At 61.5% G+C, this 16,559-nt stretch carries 14 protein-coding genes; 10 read left to right on the plus strand and 4 right to left on the minus strand.

Annotation, left to right across the window (positions count from 1 at the left end; translation table 11 throughout):
* Window positions 1-84 precede the first annotated feature (84 nt).
* Both ATY78_RS05215 and ATY78_RS05220 read left to right on the plus strand, forming a co-directional pair.
* Complete coding sequence (locus ATY78_RS05215; RefSeq protein WP_088681279.1) at window positions 85-708, plus strand: DUF2799 domain-containing protein; 624 nt, start codon at window positions 85-87, stop codon at window positions 706-708.
* 151 nt (window positions 709-859) lie between these two features.
* On the plus strand, window positions 860-1,450 hold the full coding sequence (locus ATY78_RS05220) for a DUF2799 domain-containing protein (RefSeq protein ID WP_088681280.1): 591 nt from the start codon (window positions 860-862) through the stop codon (window positions 1,448-1,450).
* A gap of 43 nt (window positions 1,451-1,493) precedes the next feature.
* On the opposite strand, the gene ATY78_RS05225 is transcribed toward ATY78_RS05220, so the two are convergent.
* Window positions 1,494-2,753, minus strand: coding sequence for an AGE family epimerase/isomerase (locus ATY78_RS05225; RefSeq protein WP_088681281.1), 1,260 nt, complete (start codon window positions 2,751-2,753; stop codon window positions 1,494-1,496).
* 261 nt (window positions 2,754-3,014) lie between these two features.
* On the opposite strand from ATY78_RS05225, the gene metH reads away from it, so the two are divergent.
* The 3 genes from metH to ATY78_RS05240 all read left to right on the plus strand — a co-directional run bounded on the left by metH (window position 3,015) and on the right by ATY78_RS05240 (window position 7,600).
* Complete coding sequence (gene metH, locus ATY78_RS05230; protein WP_088681282.1) at window positions 3,015-6,788, plus strand: methionine synthase; 3,774 nt, start codon at window positions 3,015-3,017, stop codon at window positions 6,786-6,788.
* Window positions 6,789-6,968: 180 nt separating this feature from the next.
* Complete coding sequence (locus tag ATY78_RS05235) at window positions 6,969-7,202, plus strand: type II toxin-antitoxin system prevent-host-death family antitoxin (protein ID WP_088681283.1); 234 nt, start codon at window positions 6,969-6,971, stop codon at window positions 7,200-7,202.
* Window positions 7,199-7,600 carry a type II toxin-antitoxin system VapC family toxin gene (locus ATY78_RS05240; RefSeq protein WP_088681284.1) on the plus strand — a complete coding sequence of 134 codons (402 nt, stop codon included), beginning with the start codon at window positions 7,199-7,201 and terminating at the stop codon, window positions 7,598-7,600. The genes ATY78_RS05235 and ATY78_RS05240 overlap by 4 nt, the downstream gene beginning before the upstream one ends.
* Before the next feature lie 3 nt (window positions 7,601-7,603).
* Here the strand turns inward: ATY78_RS05240 and ATY78_RS05245 are convergent, their stop codons facing one another.
* Both ATY78_RS05245 and ATY78_RS05250 read right to left on the minus strand, forming a co-directional pair.
* On the minus strand, window positions 7,604-8,368 hold the full coding sequence (locus ATY78_RS05245) for a GntR family transcriptional regulator (protein ID WP_088681285.1): 765 nt from the start codon (window positions 8,366-8,368) through the stop codon (window positions 7,604-7,606).
* A complete protein-coding gene (locus tag ATY78_RS05250; RefSeq protein WP_088681286.1) occupies window positions 8,365-9,246 on the minus strand; it encodes an N-acetylglucosamine kinase in 882 nt (293 codons plus the stop codon). Before ATY78_RS05250 ends, ATY78_RS05245 begins: the two co-directional genes overlap by 4 nt.
* A 523-nt stretch (window positions 9,247-9,769) precedes the next feature.
* On the opposite strand from ATY78_RS05250, the gene ATY78_RS05255 reads away from it, so the two are divergent.
* The 5 genes from ATY78_RS05255 to ATY78_RS05275 all read left to right on the plus strand — a co-directional run bounded on the left by ATY78_RS05255 (window position 9,770) and on the right by ATY78_RS05275 (window position 15,144).
* Window positions 9,770-11,029 (plus strand): ABC transporter substrate-binding protein, encoded by a 1,260-nt coding sequence (locus ATY78_RS05255; protein WP_088681287.1) that lies wholly within the window; start codon window positions 9,770-9,772, stop codon window positions 11,027-11,029.
* Between the two features lie 248 nt (window positions 11,030-11,277).
* On the plus strand, window positions 11,278-12,225 hold the full coding sequence (locus tag ATY78_RS05260) for a sugar ABC transporter permease (RefSeq protein WP_088681288.1): 948 nt from the start codon (window positions 11,278-11,280) through the stop codon (window positions 12,223-12,225).
* A gap of 9 nt (window positions 12,226-12,234) precedes the next feature.
* Window positions 12,235-13,074 carry a carbohydrate ABC transporter permease gene (locus ATY78_RS05265; protein ID WP_064694741.1) on the plus strand — a complete coding sequence of 280 codons (840 nt, stop codon included), beginning with the start codon at window positions 12,235-12,237 and terminating at the stop codon, window positions 13,072-13,074.
* Window positions 13,071-14,132, plus strand: coding sequence for a Gfo/Idh/MocA family oxidoreductase (locus ATY78_RS05270; RefSeq protein ID WP_088681289.1), 1,062 nt, complete (start codon window positions 13,071-13,073; stop codon window positions 14,130-14,132). Before ATY78_RS05265 ends, ATY78_RS05270 begins: the two co-directional genes overlap by 4 nt.
* A gap of 10 nt (window positions 14,133-14,142) precedes the next feature.
* Window positions 14,143-15,144 (plus strand): ABC transporter ATP-binding protein, encoded by a 1,002-nt coding sequence (locus ATY78_RS05275; RefSeq protein WP_088681290.1) that lies wholly within the window; start codon window positions 14,143-14,145, stop codon window positions 15,142-15,144.
* Window positions 15,145-15,494: 350 nt separating this feature from the next.
* Here the strand turns inward: ATY78_RS05275 and ATY78_RS05285 are convergent, their stop codons facing one another.
* The gene (locus ATY78_RS05285; RefSeq protein WP_088681292.1) at window positions 15,495-16,556 is read right to left on the minus strand and encodes an ABC transporter ATP-binding protein; all 1,062 of its coding nucleotides are present in this window, start codon (window positions 16,554-16,556) and stop codon (window positions 15,495-15,497) included.
* Between the last annotated feature and the right edge of the window lie 3 nt (window positions 16,557-16,559).

A 16,559-nucleotide genomic window follows, 5' to 3' on the forward strand; every position in this document is an offset into this window, starting at 1 on the left:
AAAATCGTGGCTTCCCTCCGGTGACGTGCGCTTGTCCCGCGGTTAAGGTGCGGCACTGCCCTCCTTAACCTCACCCGGGACACCATGATCCGCCTGTTCCTCGCGCTTTCCGCCACCATCGGTTTTGGTCTTTTTCTCGTCTCCTGCAACACGCTTTCCAAGGAGGAATGCGTCGCCGCCGATTGGCGGGTGATCGGCGAGAGTGACGGCGCGGCGGGCTATGAGCCGCAGCAGCGCTTCGCGGCGCATGCGAAATCCTGCGAGCGGGTGAAGATCGTCCCCGACCAGACGATCTGGTTCCAGGGATATCAGACGGGCCTCGTGCGCTATTGCACGCCGCTCAGCGGACTTGCCCGCGGCCAAGCGGGCAGCGGCTATGCCAATGTCTGCCCGCCGGAAACGGCACCGGGCTTCCTGCGCGGCTTCAACCTCGGAGCCAAGCAGTATGGCCTGCAGCAACGCCTCACCTCGATGCAGAACGACTACAGCTCCAAGGAAATCAGCATCGACGAGCTTTCCGACAAGCTGAGAGACGCCAAGGACGAGGAGAGATCCGAACTGCGCCGGCGGATCGAGGATCTGGAAGACGACATGCACGACATTCGCCGCGACCAGCGCGACGTGCAGGACGATCTCGACCGCGTCAACGAGGATGTCGAGTGGTTCCAGCGGAATCCGAACGTCGCATTGCCTGCGCCGGGTTATTGATCCGGCTTCGGAGCTTGCTATCGGTCTCGACTTGACCGGAGAGGCTGTTCCTTCGCGATAAAATAAAATCGCCAAAACTGACGTGCGTCCGTAGACGAACGGGTGTGGAACTGTTATTTCGTTCTTGTTTTGTTCTAAATTCGAGAGCGTTATGCTGCGTTTGTTTTTCGTCCTTGCCGCCCTCGGCATCAGTCTGCTCCTGACCTCCTGCTACACGATCTCCAAGAAGGACTGCCTTGCCGGGGATTGGAAAGGGATAGGTTTCACCGACGGCTTCAACGGTTATCTGCCGCAAGCGCGGTTTGAAGGGCATATCAAGTCCTGCAAACGAGTGAAGGTCGTCCCGGACATCACTCTTTGGAACCAAGGCTACAAGAAAGGCCTACTGCGCTATTGCACAGCGGAGAGCGGTCTCTGGCAAGGACAGCACGGGCGCGGTTATAACGGTCTATGCCTACCCAACACTGAAGCAGAGTTCCTGCGCGGCCACGAGGTCGGCTATCGTCAGTATTCGCTCAAATCGAAGCTGGCGCAGCTTGAAGACGACTATGAAGAGAAGGAAGAAGAGCTTGAAGAGCTGCAGGAAAAGATGAAGAAAGATCCTGCGGAAGCAAGTTCTTATGCCAATAGGGCGATTGTGCAAGACCTTGAACGGAAACTTCGCGATATACGCGACGAAGAGGATCGTGTGCGACGCGACCTCAATGATGCAGATATAGCGGTGCGTCTGTTCGAGAGCTAGCTGTAAATGCAAAATACCGCACGGGGCTCGTGAGGCTTTCGCCTCAGAGCCTGCCGCCGGCCTCCAGGATGCCTTTCGTCAGGCTGCCCGTCGCCGGGAAGAGCGGAATGAGACAGGCCTGGAGGGCGTGGTAGATGTCGCCCTTGCCGGGGAAGAGAGAGTGCGAGGGCACGAGGTCTTCCGTCAGTTCCTCATGCCAGCCGCCGTTCTTGTGGTCGATGAAGGCGCGCTCGATGACGTTCCAGATCTTGCGGTAGCATTCCTCGTGATAGTCGCTCGGCAGGTGCTCGTTGAGGAAGTGTGCGGCGGCAGCACCTTCGCAGGCCGGCCACCAGAGCTTGTTGCGCTTGGCCGGTTTATCCGCCCAGTCGAGCGTATAAAAGAAGCCGCCCTTGTCGTTGTCCCAGCCGAGGACCATGGATTGCTCGAAAAGGGCTTTCGCCGCATCCGGCATCCATTCGATGCGTTTGCCGCCGAGCGCCCAGAGCTGCAGGATGAGGCGGGCCCATTCCAGCCAATGGCCGGGCGTCGTGCCGGCCGGGCGGAACATTTCGTTCGGATGGTAGTAATCCTTATCGAGGTTCCATTCGGCATCGAAATGTTCGGCGACGCGCCAGTCGACCGAACCGGCCGAACGGCGGATGACGAGATCGGCGATGCTTTCGGCCTTGGTCAGGTATTGCCTGTCGCCGGTGGCTTCGAAGGCGGCCATCAGCGCTTCGGTCAGGTGCATGTTGGAATTCTGGCCGCGATAGACGCCGCCGTCGAGCGGCTGCCAGTCGGCGGTGAATTCTTCGGCGATCGCGCCATGGCGCGGTTCCCAGAACTTGGTGTTCAGGATCTCGGTGATGTCGGCGAGCATGCCGTCGGCGAGCGGATGGCCGATCGTCTTGGCGGATGAGGCGGCCAAGAGAACGAAAGCATGGCCGTAGCCCTGCTTGTTGGAATCGACGGGACCATTATTGTCGAGAGACCAGAAGTAACCGCCGTTCTTGCGGTCGCGATGATGGTTCCAGATATAATCCATGCCGTGGTCGACGACGTCGGAGGCGCCGGGACGGCCGAGCAGGGCCCCGATCGAGAAACAATGCACCGCGCGCGCCGCGATGTGGATACCGCGAACCTGGCCCTCGGCATCGAGCGGCTTGCCGGTGTCGTCGAGATCGTAGAAGCCGCCCTTCGGGTTGATGGAATTGTGCTGGAAGAAATCGAAGAGGCCGTTGGCCTGGGCGAGCAGCCAGCCGCGATGATAGGCGCGGGTCGTCCAGTTTCCGAGTGTGGCCTTGGCGGTTGCAGGTGCCATGATACTCCTCCGATTTCGTGCGCACGATGTCGCAAACGCCTATATAGAGGTCGGGCGAGTCTGTCATCCGATTAGCGCGCCTGCTTGGAAATCGGAAGCGGTTTCGGTTGGCGCAATGCGCGCAGATTCAAGATGTTGCTCCTCTGAAAAGAGGCGCAGCGCTCAAGGCTTGAAAAGCAGGAAATCGCCAGGCATATATTGACATAAAGATATCTTTATGTGATTTGGAAGTCTGGTCTTACGACGTCAAGGAGCCCTCCCGTGTTCGATAATCTCTTTGGTCCCGAAGGGGGCAAGCGTGACGGCAGTGAAGTTTTCGCGGCTTTGAAGAAAGCTGCGAGCGAACGCATCCTTGTTCTCGACGGCGCCATGGGCACGCAGATCCAGGGGCTGGGCTATGATGAAGACCAGTTTCGCGGCACGCGCTTCATCGGCTGCGCCTGCCATCAGAAGGGCAATAACGACCTTCTGATCCTGAGCCAGCCGGATGCGATCGAAGAGATCCATTACAAATACGCCAAGGCCGGCGCCGATATCCTCGAGACCAACACCTTCTCCTCGACCCGCATCGCGCAGGCCGATTACCAGATGGAAGGCGAGGTCTATGCGCTGAACAAGGAAGGTGCGGAGATCGTGCGCCGCGCGGCAATCCGCGCCGAGCGCGAGGACGGCCGCCGCCGCTTCGTCGCCGGCGCCATCGGCCCGACCAACCGCACCGCCTCGATCTCGCCCGACGTCAACAATCCCGGTTTCCGCGCCGTCACTTTCGACGACCTGCGTGACGCCTATGGCGAACAGATCGACGGGCTGATCGACGGCGGCGCCGACATCATCCTGATCGAGACGATTTTCGACACGCTGAACGCCAAGGCCGCGATCTTCGCCTGCGAGGAGCGCTTCGAGGCCAAGGGCGTGCGCCTGCCGGTGATGATCTCCGGCACGATCACCGACCTTTCCGGCCGCACGCTCTCCGGCCAGACGCCCTCGGCTTTCTGGAACTCGGTGCGCCATGCCAATCCCTTCACGATCGGCCTCAACTGCGCGCTTGGCGCCAATGCGATGCGCCCGCATCTGCAGGAGCTTTCGGGCGTTGCCGATACCTTCATCTGCGCCTATCCGAATGCCGGCCTGCCGAACGAGTTCGGCCAGTACGACGAAACGCCGGAGTTGATGGCGGCGCAGATCGACAGCTTCGCGCGCGAAGGCCTGGTCAATATCGTCGGCGGCTGCTGCGGCTCGACGCCGGAACATATCAGGGCGATTGCCGAGACCGTGGCGAAGTACAAGCCGCGGCCAATCCCCGAGCATCGCCCGTTCATGTCGCTGTCCGGTCTCGAACCCTTCGAGCTGACCAAGGACATTCCTTTCGTCAATGTCGGCGAGCGCACCAACGTCACCGGCTCGGCGAAGTTCCGCAAGCTGATCACCAATGCCGATTACACGGCAGCACTCGATGTCGCGCGCGACCAGGTCGAGAACGGCGCGCAGGTGATCGACATCAACATGGACGAGGGCCTGATCGATTCCGAAAAGGCGATGGTTGAGTTCCTCAACCTGATCGCCGCCGAGCCCGACATCGCCCGCGTGCCCGTCATGATCGACTCGTCGAAATTTTCGATCATCGAATCCGGCCTGAAGCGCGTGCAGGGCAAGCCGATCGTCAACTCGATCTCGCTGAAGGAAGGCGAGGAGAACTTCCTCGCCCAGGCGCGGCTTCTGCACAATTACGGCGCTGCCGTCGTCGTCATGGCCTTCGACGAGACGGGGCAGGCCGATAATTACGACCGCAAGGTCGAGATCTGCACGCGCGCCTACAAGCTCTTGACGGAAAAGATCGGCTTCCCGCCCGAGGATATCATCTTCGACCCGAATATCTTCGCGGTCGCGACCGGTATCGAAGAGCACAATAACTACGGCGTCGACTTCATCGAAGCGACGCGGACGATCCGTGAGCGCATGCCGCTCGTGCATATCTCCGGCGGCGTCTCCAACCTGTCCTTCTCGTTCCGCGGCAATGAGCCGGTGCGCGAGGCGATGCATGCCGTGTTCCTCTACCACGCCATCCAGGCGGGCATGGACATGGGCATCGTCAATGCCGGCCAGCTCGCCGTTTACGATAACATCGATCCCGAGCTGCGCGAGGCCTGCGAGGACGTGGTGCTGAACCGCCGCGCCGACAGCACCGAGCGGCTGCTCGAAGTGGCCGAGCGTTTCCGCGGCGCCGGCGCAAGGGAAGGCCGCGTCCAGGACCTTTCCTGGCGCGAATGGAGCGTCGAGAAGCGTCTCGAACATGCGCTGGTCAACGGCATTACCGAATATATCGAAGCCGATACGGAGGAGGCGCGCCAGCAGGCCGCCCGGCCGCTGCACGTCATCGAAGGGCCGCTGATGGCCGGCATGAACGTCGTCGGCGACCTGTTCGGTTCCGGCAAGATGTTCCTGCCGCAGGTGGTCAAGTCGGCGCGTGTCATGAAGCAGGCGGTCGCAGTGCTGCTGCCCTACATGGAAGAGGAAAAGCGCCTCAATGGCGGCGAGGAACGGCGGTCGGCAGGCAAGATCCTGATGGCGACGGTCAAGGGTGATGTGCACGATATCGGCAAGAACATCGTCGGCGTCGTGCTTGCCTGCAACAATTACGAGATTGTCGACCTCGGCGTCATGGTGCCGGCGACGAAGATCCTCGAAACGGCGATTGCCGAAAAGGTCGATATCATCGGCCTTTCCGGCCTGATCACGCCGTCGCTCGACGAAATGGTGCATGTCGCGGCCGAAATGGAGCGGCAGGGCTTCGATATCCCGCTGCTGATCGGTGGCGCCACGACCAGCCGCGTGCATACCGCCGTGAAGATCCATCCCGGCTACGACAAGGGACAGGCGATCTACGTGACCGATGCGAGCCGCGCCGTCGGCGTCGTCTCGGCGCTGCTCTCGCCGGAAACGCGGCAGGGCTATGTCGACGATGTCAGGGCCGAATATGCCAAGGTGGCGGCTGCCCATGCCCGCAGCGAAGCGGAGAAGGTGCGCCTGCCTCTGTCGCGGGCTCGCGAGAATGCGCATAAGGTCGACTGGTCGGCCTACAAGCCGACGAAGCCTGAGTTCTTCGGCACGCGGGTGTTCGAGGATTACGATCTGGCGGAACTCGCCAGATACATCGACTGGACACCGTTCTTCCAGACCTGGGAACTGCGCGGCCGTTTCCCGGCCATTCTCGAAGACGAGAAGCAGGGCGAGGCGGCGCGTGCGCTGTGGGCCGATGCGCAGGCCATGCTCAAGAAGATCATCGACGAGAAGTGGTTCCGCCCGCGCGCCGTCATCGGCTTCTGGCCGGCCGGCGCCGTCGGCGACGATATCCGCCTCTTCACGGACGAAAGTCGCAGCCAGGAGCTTGCCACTTTCTACACACTTCGCCAGCAGCTCTCGAAGCGGGACGGGCGTGCGAATGTGGCGCTGTCGGACTTCGTCGCGCCTGTCACGAGCGGCGTGCAGGATTATGTCGGCGGCTTCGTGGTGACGGCCGGCATTGAGGAAATCGCCATCGCCGAACGTTTCGAGCGGTCGAACGACGACTATTCCTCGATCCTCGTCAAGGCGCTGGCCGACCGCTTCGCCGAAGCCTTTGCCGAGTGCATGCACGAAGAGGTGCGTCGCGAATATTGGGGCTATGCAAGGGATGAGCACCTCAGCAACGAGGATCTCATCGGTGAAGCCTATGCCGGCATTCGCCCGGCGCCGGGTTATCCCGCCCAGCCCGATCACACGGAAAAGGCGACGCTCTTCAAGCTGCTCGATGCGGAAAAAACCGCAGGGGTGAAGCTGACGGAGAGCTATGCGATGTGGCCCGGCTCATCCGTATCCGGCATCTATATCGGCCATCCCGACTCCTATTATTTCGGCGTCGCCAAGGTGGAGCGCGACCAGGTGGAAGACTATGCCAAGCGCAAGGGCATGGAGATTTCCGAGGTCGAGCGGTGGCTTGGGCCGGTGCTGAACTACGTGCCTCGCAAGGCGGATGAGGAGATTGAGGACGCGGCGTAGAGACGCGCTCGCCGTTCTTAATGTGATGAATCAAGAGACAATGAAGCCGGAAAGTGATTCACCTTCCGGCTTCATGCTTTTGATGTGGCTCGATAATTCCCCCAGTCCGGCTGTTTGAATTCGATAGCGGAATCGAGATCGGCATGATATTCTTAGCCAAGTTAGCTAATGAGGGCTGCGATGCAAGTGACCATTCATGCGGCAAAGACCAATCTGTCGAAATTGATTGATGCCGCCCTTTCCGGTGAGGAAGTGGTGATCGCCAAGGGGCGCAAGCCTGTCGTGAAGATAATTCCGATCGTGCAGTCTTCCTTCAAGATCGGTCTGCTCAAAGGGCAGGTTGCTGGAGATGGGCCGGACTTTTTCGAGCCTATTGAGGAAAGCGAAGTCGCGGCCTGGGAAGGGATCGAGTGAATTCGCTTCTGCTCGACACCCATGCCTGGGCGTGGTCGCTGACAGGCGACAAGCGGCTCTCGGCCAAGGCGATCGCTCTGATCGAAAAGGCTGAGACCATTCTTGTCAGCCCGATATCCCTGTTTGAAATCGGACAGAAGGTGCGTCTCGGCAAATGGCCGGAGATGCAGCCTTTCGTCAGCCGGCTGCCGGACTTGTTGCAGGAGCAGGGCGCCATTGCAGCCGCATTGACCGCGGACGTCTGTCTGGCCGCAGCCACAATGGACTGGGCGCATCGTGATCCGTTCGACCGGTTTCTCGCTGCGACTGCCATGGAGAATGGGATACCGATCATCTCCGCCGACGTGGTCTTCGATGAACTCGCCGGAAATCAACTTTGGATCGCCCGTTTCTGGTAGGGCTTATGTGACCCCAATCGTCAGCTCGGCCACGAAGTCATAGGCATCGCCGCGATAGAGCGAGCGGGTGAATTCTACGGCGCGGCCGGAACCGAGATAGGAGATGCGCTCGATCGACAGGCCGGCCGCACCGACGGGGACGCCGAGAAGCTGGGCGTCGGCTTCCTTCATATTGGTCGCCGAAATGCGCTGTACGGCGCGCACCGGACGGACGTTGAGGCGTTCGAGTTCGGCGTAGAGCGAATTGGTGACGGCGGAGGGGTCGGGCAGGAATTCGCCGGAGACGCTGGCGTTTTCGATTGCCAATGGCTGGTCGTCGGCGATGCGCAGGCGGGAGAGGCGTGAAACCTTCACGTCGGTGCCGAGGCCGAGGATCATCATCTCGTCGGGCGAGGGGGTGTGGACGCCCTTGTGCAGCCATTCGGAGCGGGACGACATGCCACGGCGCGCCATATCCTCTGTAAAGGAGGTGAGTTGCGACAGGCGTTGTTCGACCTTGGAAACCGGCTTGGCGACGAAGGTGCCCGAGCCATGGCGGCGCACCAGCAGTCCGTCGGCGACGAGTTCGTCGATCGCCTTGCGCACGGTGACGCGGCTGACGGCGGCGAATTCGGCGATGTCGCGTTCGGGCGGCAGCGCATCGCCGTGGCCGAGCGTACCGGTGCGCACGGCTTCTTCGAGCGTGCGGCGCAGCTTGACATAGAGCGGGCCGGTGCCGGCCGCTTGTAGCCGCTGCAGGGACAGGAGGGTGGCGAGATCGTCGGTCATGCCGCACCTTTCTGCTGATCGTTCAGGAGCTTGACCGCAAGTTCCACCGCGCCCTGCAGCGCATCGTTCTTCGGCCTGGCGAGCAGCGGCTTGTAGCGGGAAAGCCAGGGCTCGTAGGCTTCCGCAAGGCCGCCGAGCAGGCAGATGGACGGGCATTCCGGCCAGAGCAGCGCGTCGAGGCTTTCGCCGATCGCCGTTGCGGCATCCTTGACGATGCCGATCGCAACCACATCGCCTTCGGCGGCGTGCTTGAAGACCATGGGCGCGTAGCGGGCGAAATCCGTCGGCCGCGCCGTATGGGCGAAATCGACGATGCGCTCCGGGTCGTTGCCGTATTCGGCCATGATCGCTTCTGTGATCGCCGATCCCAAGCGCACCCCGTCATGGGCGAGCAGCGCGTGTTCCATGAGGTCGCGGCCGAGGCGGGCGCCGCTTGCCTGGTCGCCGACGATGAAGCCCCAGCCGCCGATGCCGTTCAGCCGGCCATCTCTTCGCGCATTATAGACCGAGCCGGTGCCGAAGGCGCCGACGATGCCGTCGGCATCGCCGAGCGCGCCCTGCAGGGAAATCAGGGCGTCGGTGACGACACGGCCTTCGGCAAAGGGCAGGGCTCTTTCGATTCGCTGGCCGTAATCCATGACATTGGCGCCGGCGACGCCGACGACTGATACTGCCGAGGTCACAGCTTCGGCGTCGAGACCGGCGTCGCTGAGCGCCTGCCGGGCGGATTCGACGATGTTGAGGAGAGAGTTTTCCAGGTCGGACAGAATGTTGGCGGGGCCTGCCTTGCCGCGGCCGAGGACATTGCCGTCTTTATCCGCGACCGCTGCCCGGCAGCTCGTTCCGCCGCCATCTATGCCGATTGCAAGCTCCGTCATCGGGCCTCCGATACGCCGTTCCCCTTGGTTTTCCTACAATACCAAAAAAATACCATTTACCAAGTGGGAATTGCGGAGAAATTTTATCTTTTTATCATATTGATTTTACTTGATAAAATTTTTTAATGAAGTTTGTTGTGGCGAAAAGTTAAAATTTGGCTGGACAATTGGTATTTTTTTGGACTTAATTCGACAAAAGGGAACAGCATTTCGAAGCCTACGAAAATCGGCAGCAAAGCCAAGCCGGAACCGCTTCGAGGATGATTGCCAGAATGCCAGCGGCCTGTCGGGCCGGCGGTGGAATTCAGGCGGGCATCGGCTTTCCCATCATTTCAGCGCGTCCGGTGCAGGTCACCGAAACGCGCGCAATACGGCCGCAGGCGATCCGCCTTCGCGTCCATCGAGCTTTCGGGGCCGGCAGTTGCTGGCGGCCCTCCAAGGGGCGTTGGGTGTTTCCTCATGCACGCCAATTGCTTGTTTCAGATCGAAAACGGCGCCTATCGGCGCTAAACAGGAGAGGGAAATGAAAAACACTGCTCTGAAAAGCTTCCTGCTTGCCTCCAGCCTGCTGACGTCGGCAGGTCTCGTCCACGCCGCCGATGTCACGCTGACTGTGGAAAGCTGGCGCAACGACGACCTGCAGATCTGGCAGGAGAAGATCATCCCGGCGTTCGAAGCCAAGAACCCGGGCATCAAGATCGTCTTCTCGCCGACCGCGCCGACCGAATACAACGCTTCGCTGAACGCCAAGCTCGATGCCGGCTCCGCAGGCGACATCATCACCTGCCGTCCGTTCGACGCCTCGCTCGAACTCTTCAACAAGAAGCAGCTCGTCGACATCACCAGCCTGCCGGGCATGGAGAACTTCTCGCCGGTCGCCAAGGCGGCCTGGTCGACCGACGACGGCAAGTCCACCTTCTGCGTGCCGATGGCTTCGGTCATCCATGGCTTCATCTACAACAAGGATGCCTTCGACAAGCTCGGCATATCAATTCCGAAGACGGAAGACGAGTTCTTCGCAGCCCTCGACAAGATCAAGGCCGACGGCACCTATATCCCGCTCGCCATGGGCACGAAGGATCTCTGGGAAGCCGCGACCATGGGCTACCAGAACATCGGCCCGAACTACTGGGAGGGTGAGGAAGGCCGTGAAGCCCTGATCGCCGGCAAGCAGAAGTTGACGGATGCCGACTGGGTCAAGCCCTATGAAGAGCTTGCCAAGTGGAAGCCCTATCTCGGCGACGGTTTCGAAGCCCAGACCTATTCGGACAGCCAGAACCTCTTCACCCTCGGCCGCGCCGCCATCTACCCTGCCGGCTCCTGGGAAATCGCGCTCTTCAACACGCAGGCGCAGTTCAAGATGGGCGCCTTCCCGCCGCCGGTTCCGAAGGCCGGCGACCAGGGCTACATCTCCGATCATCCGGATATCGGCGTTGCCCTGAACGCCAAGAGCACGCATGCCGAGGAAGCCAAGAAGTTCCTGAGCTGGGTCGCTTCGCCCGAGTTCGCCGACATCTATGCGAACTCCCTGCCGGGCTTCTTCAGCTTGAACTCCAACCCGGTGAAGATGTCCGATCCGCTTGCCCAGGAATTCGTCTCCTGGCGCGGCCCGTACAAGTCGACCGTGCGCTCGACCTACCAGATCCTGTCGCGCGGCACGCCGAACCTCGAAAACGAGACCTGGGTGGAATCGGCCAACGTGATCAACGGCACGGATACGCCTGCGGTTGCCGCCGAAAAGCTGCAGAAGGGCCTCGACAGCTGGTACAAGCCGGCCAAGTGATGTGAAACCCCTCCCCAACCCCTCCCCACAAGGGGAGGGGCTTAGCCGGCCGCAAATGCGCGGTTCCGGCAGGGAGGGGATCGTTCCGCGAGTCTTCTTCCCCCTTGTGGGGAAGATGGCCGGCAGGCCAGAAGGGGTCTTTCGTCACGCCGAGGCATGGCGGTTCGCCTTAGCGAAGAGGCATCTTGACGATGCATAAGAGTCCAACTTCCCGGCTCCAAGATCTATCTAACAACAAGGCAAAAGCCATGAGCGAAACCGACAACGCGGCCGATATCGTCCCGATCAAGCGCCCGGTGCGCTGGCACATCTTCGTCTTCATGCTGCCCGCGGTGATCGTCTATTCCGCCGTCATGGTGCTGCCGCTCATCGAAACGCTGAGGCTCTCGCTCTACAATACGGTCGATGGGCAGCCTGCCTTCGTCGGCCTGGCGAATTTCAAGGTTCTGTTCGGCGATCCGCGCTGGGCGCATGATTTCTGGAACGCGCTCGTCAACAACCTGATCTTCTTCGTCATCCACATGTGCGTGCAGAACCCGATCGGCATTGCGCTTGCAGCCTTGCTTTCGGTGCCGAAGCTTAGGGGTGTCGCCTTCTACCGCACGGCGATATTCCTGCCGACACTGCTCTCCTTCGTCATCGTCGGCTTCATCTGGAAGCTGATCCTGTCGCCGATCTGGGGTGTGGCGCCCTGGATGCTCGATCTCATCGGTCTGAAATTCCTGTTCGCGCCGTGGCTTGGGAAGCCGGGTTCGGCGCTGATCGCGGTGTCGCTGATCTCGAACTGGCAATATATCGGCATTCCGATGATGCTGATCTATGCAGCACTTCTCAGCATCCCCGAAGAGGTGATCGAGGCGGCGGAATGCGACGGCGTCACCGGCTGGGCGCAGTTCTGGAAGATCAAGCTGCCGCTCATCCTGCCGGCGATCGGCATCATCTCGATCCTGACCTTCGTCGGCAATTTCAATGCCTTCGACCTGATCTACACCGTGCAGGGCGCGCTTGCCGGGCCCGATATGTCGACCGACATTCTCGGCACGCTGCTCTACCGCACCTTCTTCGGTTTCCAGCTTCAGCTCGGCGACCGCTCGATGGGCGCGACGATTGCGACCGTAATGTTCCTCATCATTCTCGCCGGCGTCTCGCTTTATCTCTTCGTCATCCAGCGGCGCATGCGTCGCTACCAGTTCTGAGGAGCGCGCATGTCCAAGGCACGCACATCTCCCATCCGCACCGGCCTCGTGCATCTGGCGCTCGGCGCCTATACGCTGGTCGCGCTGTTTCCGGTGTTCCTGACCATCGTCAACTCGTTCAAGGATCGCGCCTCGATCTTCCGCGAGCCGCTGATGATCCCGACGCCGTCGACCTTCAGCCTCGTCGGCTACCAGACGGTGCTGGGGCAGGGCGATTTCGCCACCTATTTCCAGAACAGCTTCATCGTCACGATCGTCTCGATCCTGCTGGTGCTGCTCTTCGGCGCCATGGCGGCCTTCGCGCTGTCGGAATACCGTTTCCGCGGCAATATGCTGCTCGGCCTCTATATGGCGATCGGCATCATGATCCCGATCCGTCTCGGCACGGTGGCGATCCTGCAGGGCATGGTGGCGGCCGGCCTCGTCAATACGCTGACGGCGCTGATCCTCGTCTATACCGCGCAGGGCATACCGCTTGCGATCTTCATCCTGTCGGAATTCATGCGCACGGTCTCGGATGATCTCAAGAATGCCGGACGCATCGACGGCCTCTCCGAATATGCGATCTTCTTCCGCCTGGTGCTGCCGCTGGTGCGCCCGGCCATGGCGACGGTCGCTGTCTTCACGATGATCCCGATCTGGAACGACCTCTGGTTCCCGCTGATCCTGGCGCCTGCGGAAAGCACCAAGACCGTGACGCTCGGCTCGCAGATCTTCATCGGCCAGTTCGTCACCAACTGGAATGCGGTGCTGGCGGCGCTCTCGCTCGCCATCCTGCCGATCCTGGTCCTCTACGTCATCTTCTCGCGCCAGCTGATCCGCGGCATCACCTCGGGAGCGGTCAAATGAGCCAGGAGAAACCGATCCGCGTCCTCGTTGCCGGCCTCGGCAACATGGGCCGCAGCCATGCGCTCGCCTATCACAACAATCCCGGCTTCGAGATCGTCGGTCTCGTCAACCGCTCGGTGCCGAAGCTGGAGCCAGAACTGCAGGGCTATACTGTTCACTCCGACTTCGCGACGGCGCTTGCGGAGCTGAAGCCAGATCTCTGCTCGATCAACACCTATTCCGACAGCCATGCCGACTATGCCGTCGCCGCTTTCGAGGCCGGCTGCGACGTCTTCGTCGAGAAGCCGCTGGCGACCACCGTCGCGGATGCCGAGCGGGTCGTGGCGGCGGCTGAGAAGGCCGGACGCAAGCTGGTGATCGGCTATATCCTGCGGCATCACCCGTCCTGGACGAAGCTGATCGAGGAGGCGCGCAAGCTCGGTCCGCCTTACGTCTTCCGCATGAATCTCAACCAGCAGTCCAGTGGCCCGACCTGGGCGACGCACAAGTCGCTGATGCGCACGACTTCGCCGATCGTCGATTGCGGCGTGCATTATGTCGACGTCATGTGCCAGATCACCGACGCCAGCGCCGTCGAGGTGCGCGGCATGGGGCTGCGCCTGTCCGATGAGATCGCAGCCGACATGTATAATTACGGACAGCTGCAGGTGCTGTTCGAAGACGGTTCGGTCGGCTGGTACGAAGCCGGCTGGGGGCCGATGATCTCGGAGACCGCCTTCTTCGTGAAGGACGTGATGTCGCCGAAGGGGGCGGTGTCGATCGTCATGGATCCGAACGCCAAGTCCGACGATATCGATACGCACACCAAGACCTCCGTGATCCGTCTGCATACGGCCGAAACCGGCCCGGACGGCAAGTTCATCCGGCCAGACCAGGACATGCAGATGACGGGCGAGCCCGGTCATCAGGCGCTCTGCGACCTGGAACAGGCCTTCATGCTGAGGGCGATCCGCGAGGATCTGAACCTCGATCGCCATATGGCGGATGCGGTGGCGTCGCTGCGCATCTGCCTTGCCGCCGACGAGAGCGTGCGTACCGGCCAGCCGGTCAGATTGTAAGGGAAAGACAGTGGGATCGCTTCAACTCAAATCCATCCGCAAGACCTATGGCACGCATGAGGTGCTGAAAGGCATCGACCTCGAGGTCAAGGACGGCGAATTCGTCATCTTCGTCGGGCCGTCCGGCTGCGGGAAATCGACGCTTCTGCGCAGCATCGCCGGCCTCGAGGACGTCACCTCGGGCGCCGTCGTCATCAACGGCCGAGATGAGACGCTGACGCCGCCAGCCAAGCGCGGCATCGCCATGGTCTTCCAGTCCTATGCGCTCTATCCGCATCTGACGGTCAAGGACAATATGGGGCTTGGCCTCAAGCAGGCCGGTACGCCCAAGGACGAGATCGACAAGCGCGTCGGCAAGGCTTCCGGCATGCTGTCTCTCGCGCCCTATCTCGCACGCCGGCCGGCCGAACTATCAGGCGGCCAGCGCCAACGCGTTGCGATCGGCCGCGCCATCGTTCGCGAGCCGGAGCTCTTCCTGTTCGACGAGCCGCTGTCGAACCTCGATGCGGCGCTGCGCGTCCAGACCCGGCTCGAAATCGCCCGGCTGCACCGCAGCCTGAAGGCGACGATGATCTACGTCACCCACGACCAGGTCGAGGCGATGACGCTGGCCGACAAGATCGTCGTACTGAATGCCGGCGCGATCGAGCAGATCGGCTCGCCGATGGAGCTTTACAATCGCCCGGCCAACGTCTTCGTCGCCGGCTTCATCGGCTCGCCGCAGATGAATTTCATCGCGGGCGAGAAGGTCGGCGATCACAGCGCCAAGACGATCGGGGTGCGGCCGGAACATATGACGCTGTCGCGTGAGCAGGGGACGTGGGCCGCGAAGGTCGTGCATGTCGAGCATCTCGGCGCCGATACGATCATCTATCTGGAATCCGAGCAGTGCGGCCTGCTGACGGCGCGCCTCTTCGGCGAGCATCAGTATGAGCCCGACGAGATCGTCTACGCGACGCCGGACCAGTCGCGCGTGCATCGCTTCGATGCGGATGATCGGGCGATCCGCTGAGGGATCTTAAACATCAATCGTTCAGCCGTGGGCAGGCGACTTGGTTCCCTCTTCTCCCCAGCGGGGGTCCGAAGGACGGGTCGAGACCCGCGGCTCGACCCCGGTTGGTGGCCCGAAGGGTCGGATGAGGGGGCCACACGGCAGAACATTTGTTATTGTTGTGCCGGGAGCAGGACGATCAATGCTGTGCCGTGTGGCCCCCTCATCCGCCTGCCGGCACCTTCTCCCCGCTGGGGAGAAGAGATTCGTGGCCATGCCTTCGTCCCAAGGCTGGCGTCTCCTACATCATTCCGAATAACAAAAAGGCGCCGTTTTGCGGCGCCTTTTTCATGAGCGGTATCCCGCAAATATCAATCGCTGATAACGAGCAGGTCGGCGGCCATGAAGCGGAGGGTTACGGTTTCGCCGGCTTGCGGCGGGGTCACACCGGGGCTGTTGAACATGTCGAAGGAGATGACGTTGCCGCCGACATTCATGCGGGTGCGGATGACCGAGCCGAGGAAGTGGGCCGAGACGACCTGGCCGGTCAGGGCGGTGTCGCTTCTGGCGGTGTCGGAGAGCGAGCCTGCTTCCGGGCGCAGTGCCAGCGAGATGGTTTCGCCGGCCTTGTGGGCTGCGACCGACTGTTTCAGCGTGATCTTCTGATCGCCGATCTGGATGAGGTTGGTGTCGGGGTCGACGACCTTGGCCTCGATCAGGTTCAGCGTGCCGACGAAGGAGGCGACGAAGCGCGTGGCCGGCTTGTTGTAGATCTCGAAGGGCGAGCCGATCTGATCGGCCTTGCCGGCATTCATCACCACGATGCGGTCGGAGATCGACAGAGCCTCTTCCTGGTCGTGGGTGACGAAGACGGTGGTGATGCCGAGCTGCTGCTGGATCTGACGGATTTCCTCGCGCAGCGACACGCGGATCTTGGCGTCGAGGGCCGAGAGCGGCTCGTCGAGCAGCAGCACCTGCGGCTTGACGGCGAGCGCGCGGGCAAGCGCGACGCGCTGCTGCTGGCCGCCCGACAGCTGGTAGGGGTAACGATCGGCCAGGTGATCGAGCTTGATCAGGCCGAGCATTTCCTTGACGCGGGCGTCGATCTCGGGCTTCGGCGCGCCGGCGACCTTGAGGCCGAAGGCGACGTTGTCGTGCACGGACATGTTGGGGAAGAGAGCGTAAGCCTGGAAGACCATGCCGATATTGCGCTGGTTCGGCTTCAGCGCGCTCTGGTCCTTGCCGTTGATGGTCAGAGTGCCGCCGGTCGGGGTTTCGAAGCCGGCGATCATGCGCAGGACGGTCGTCTTGCCGCAGCCCGACGGCCCGAGGAAGGAGATGAACTCACCCTTCTCGATGTTCATGTTGAAATTCTTGACGACCTGGACCGGGCCGAAGGACTTCTGGATGTTGTTCAGTGTGAGAAAAGACATGAG

Origin of the sequence: Rhizobium sp. R635, from assembly GCF_002211285.1 — a bacterium.
Classification (GTDB): domain Bacteria; phylum Pseudomonadota; class Alphaproteobacteria; order Rhizobiales; family Rhizobiaceae; genus Rhizobium.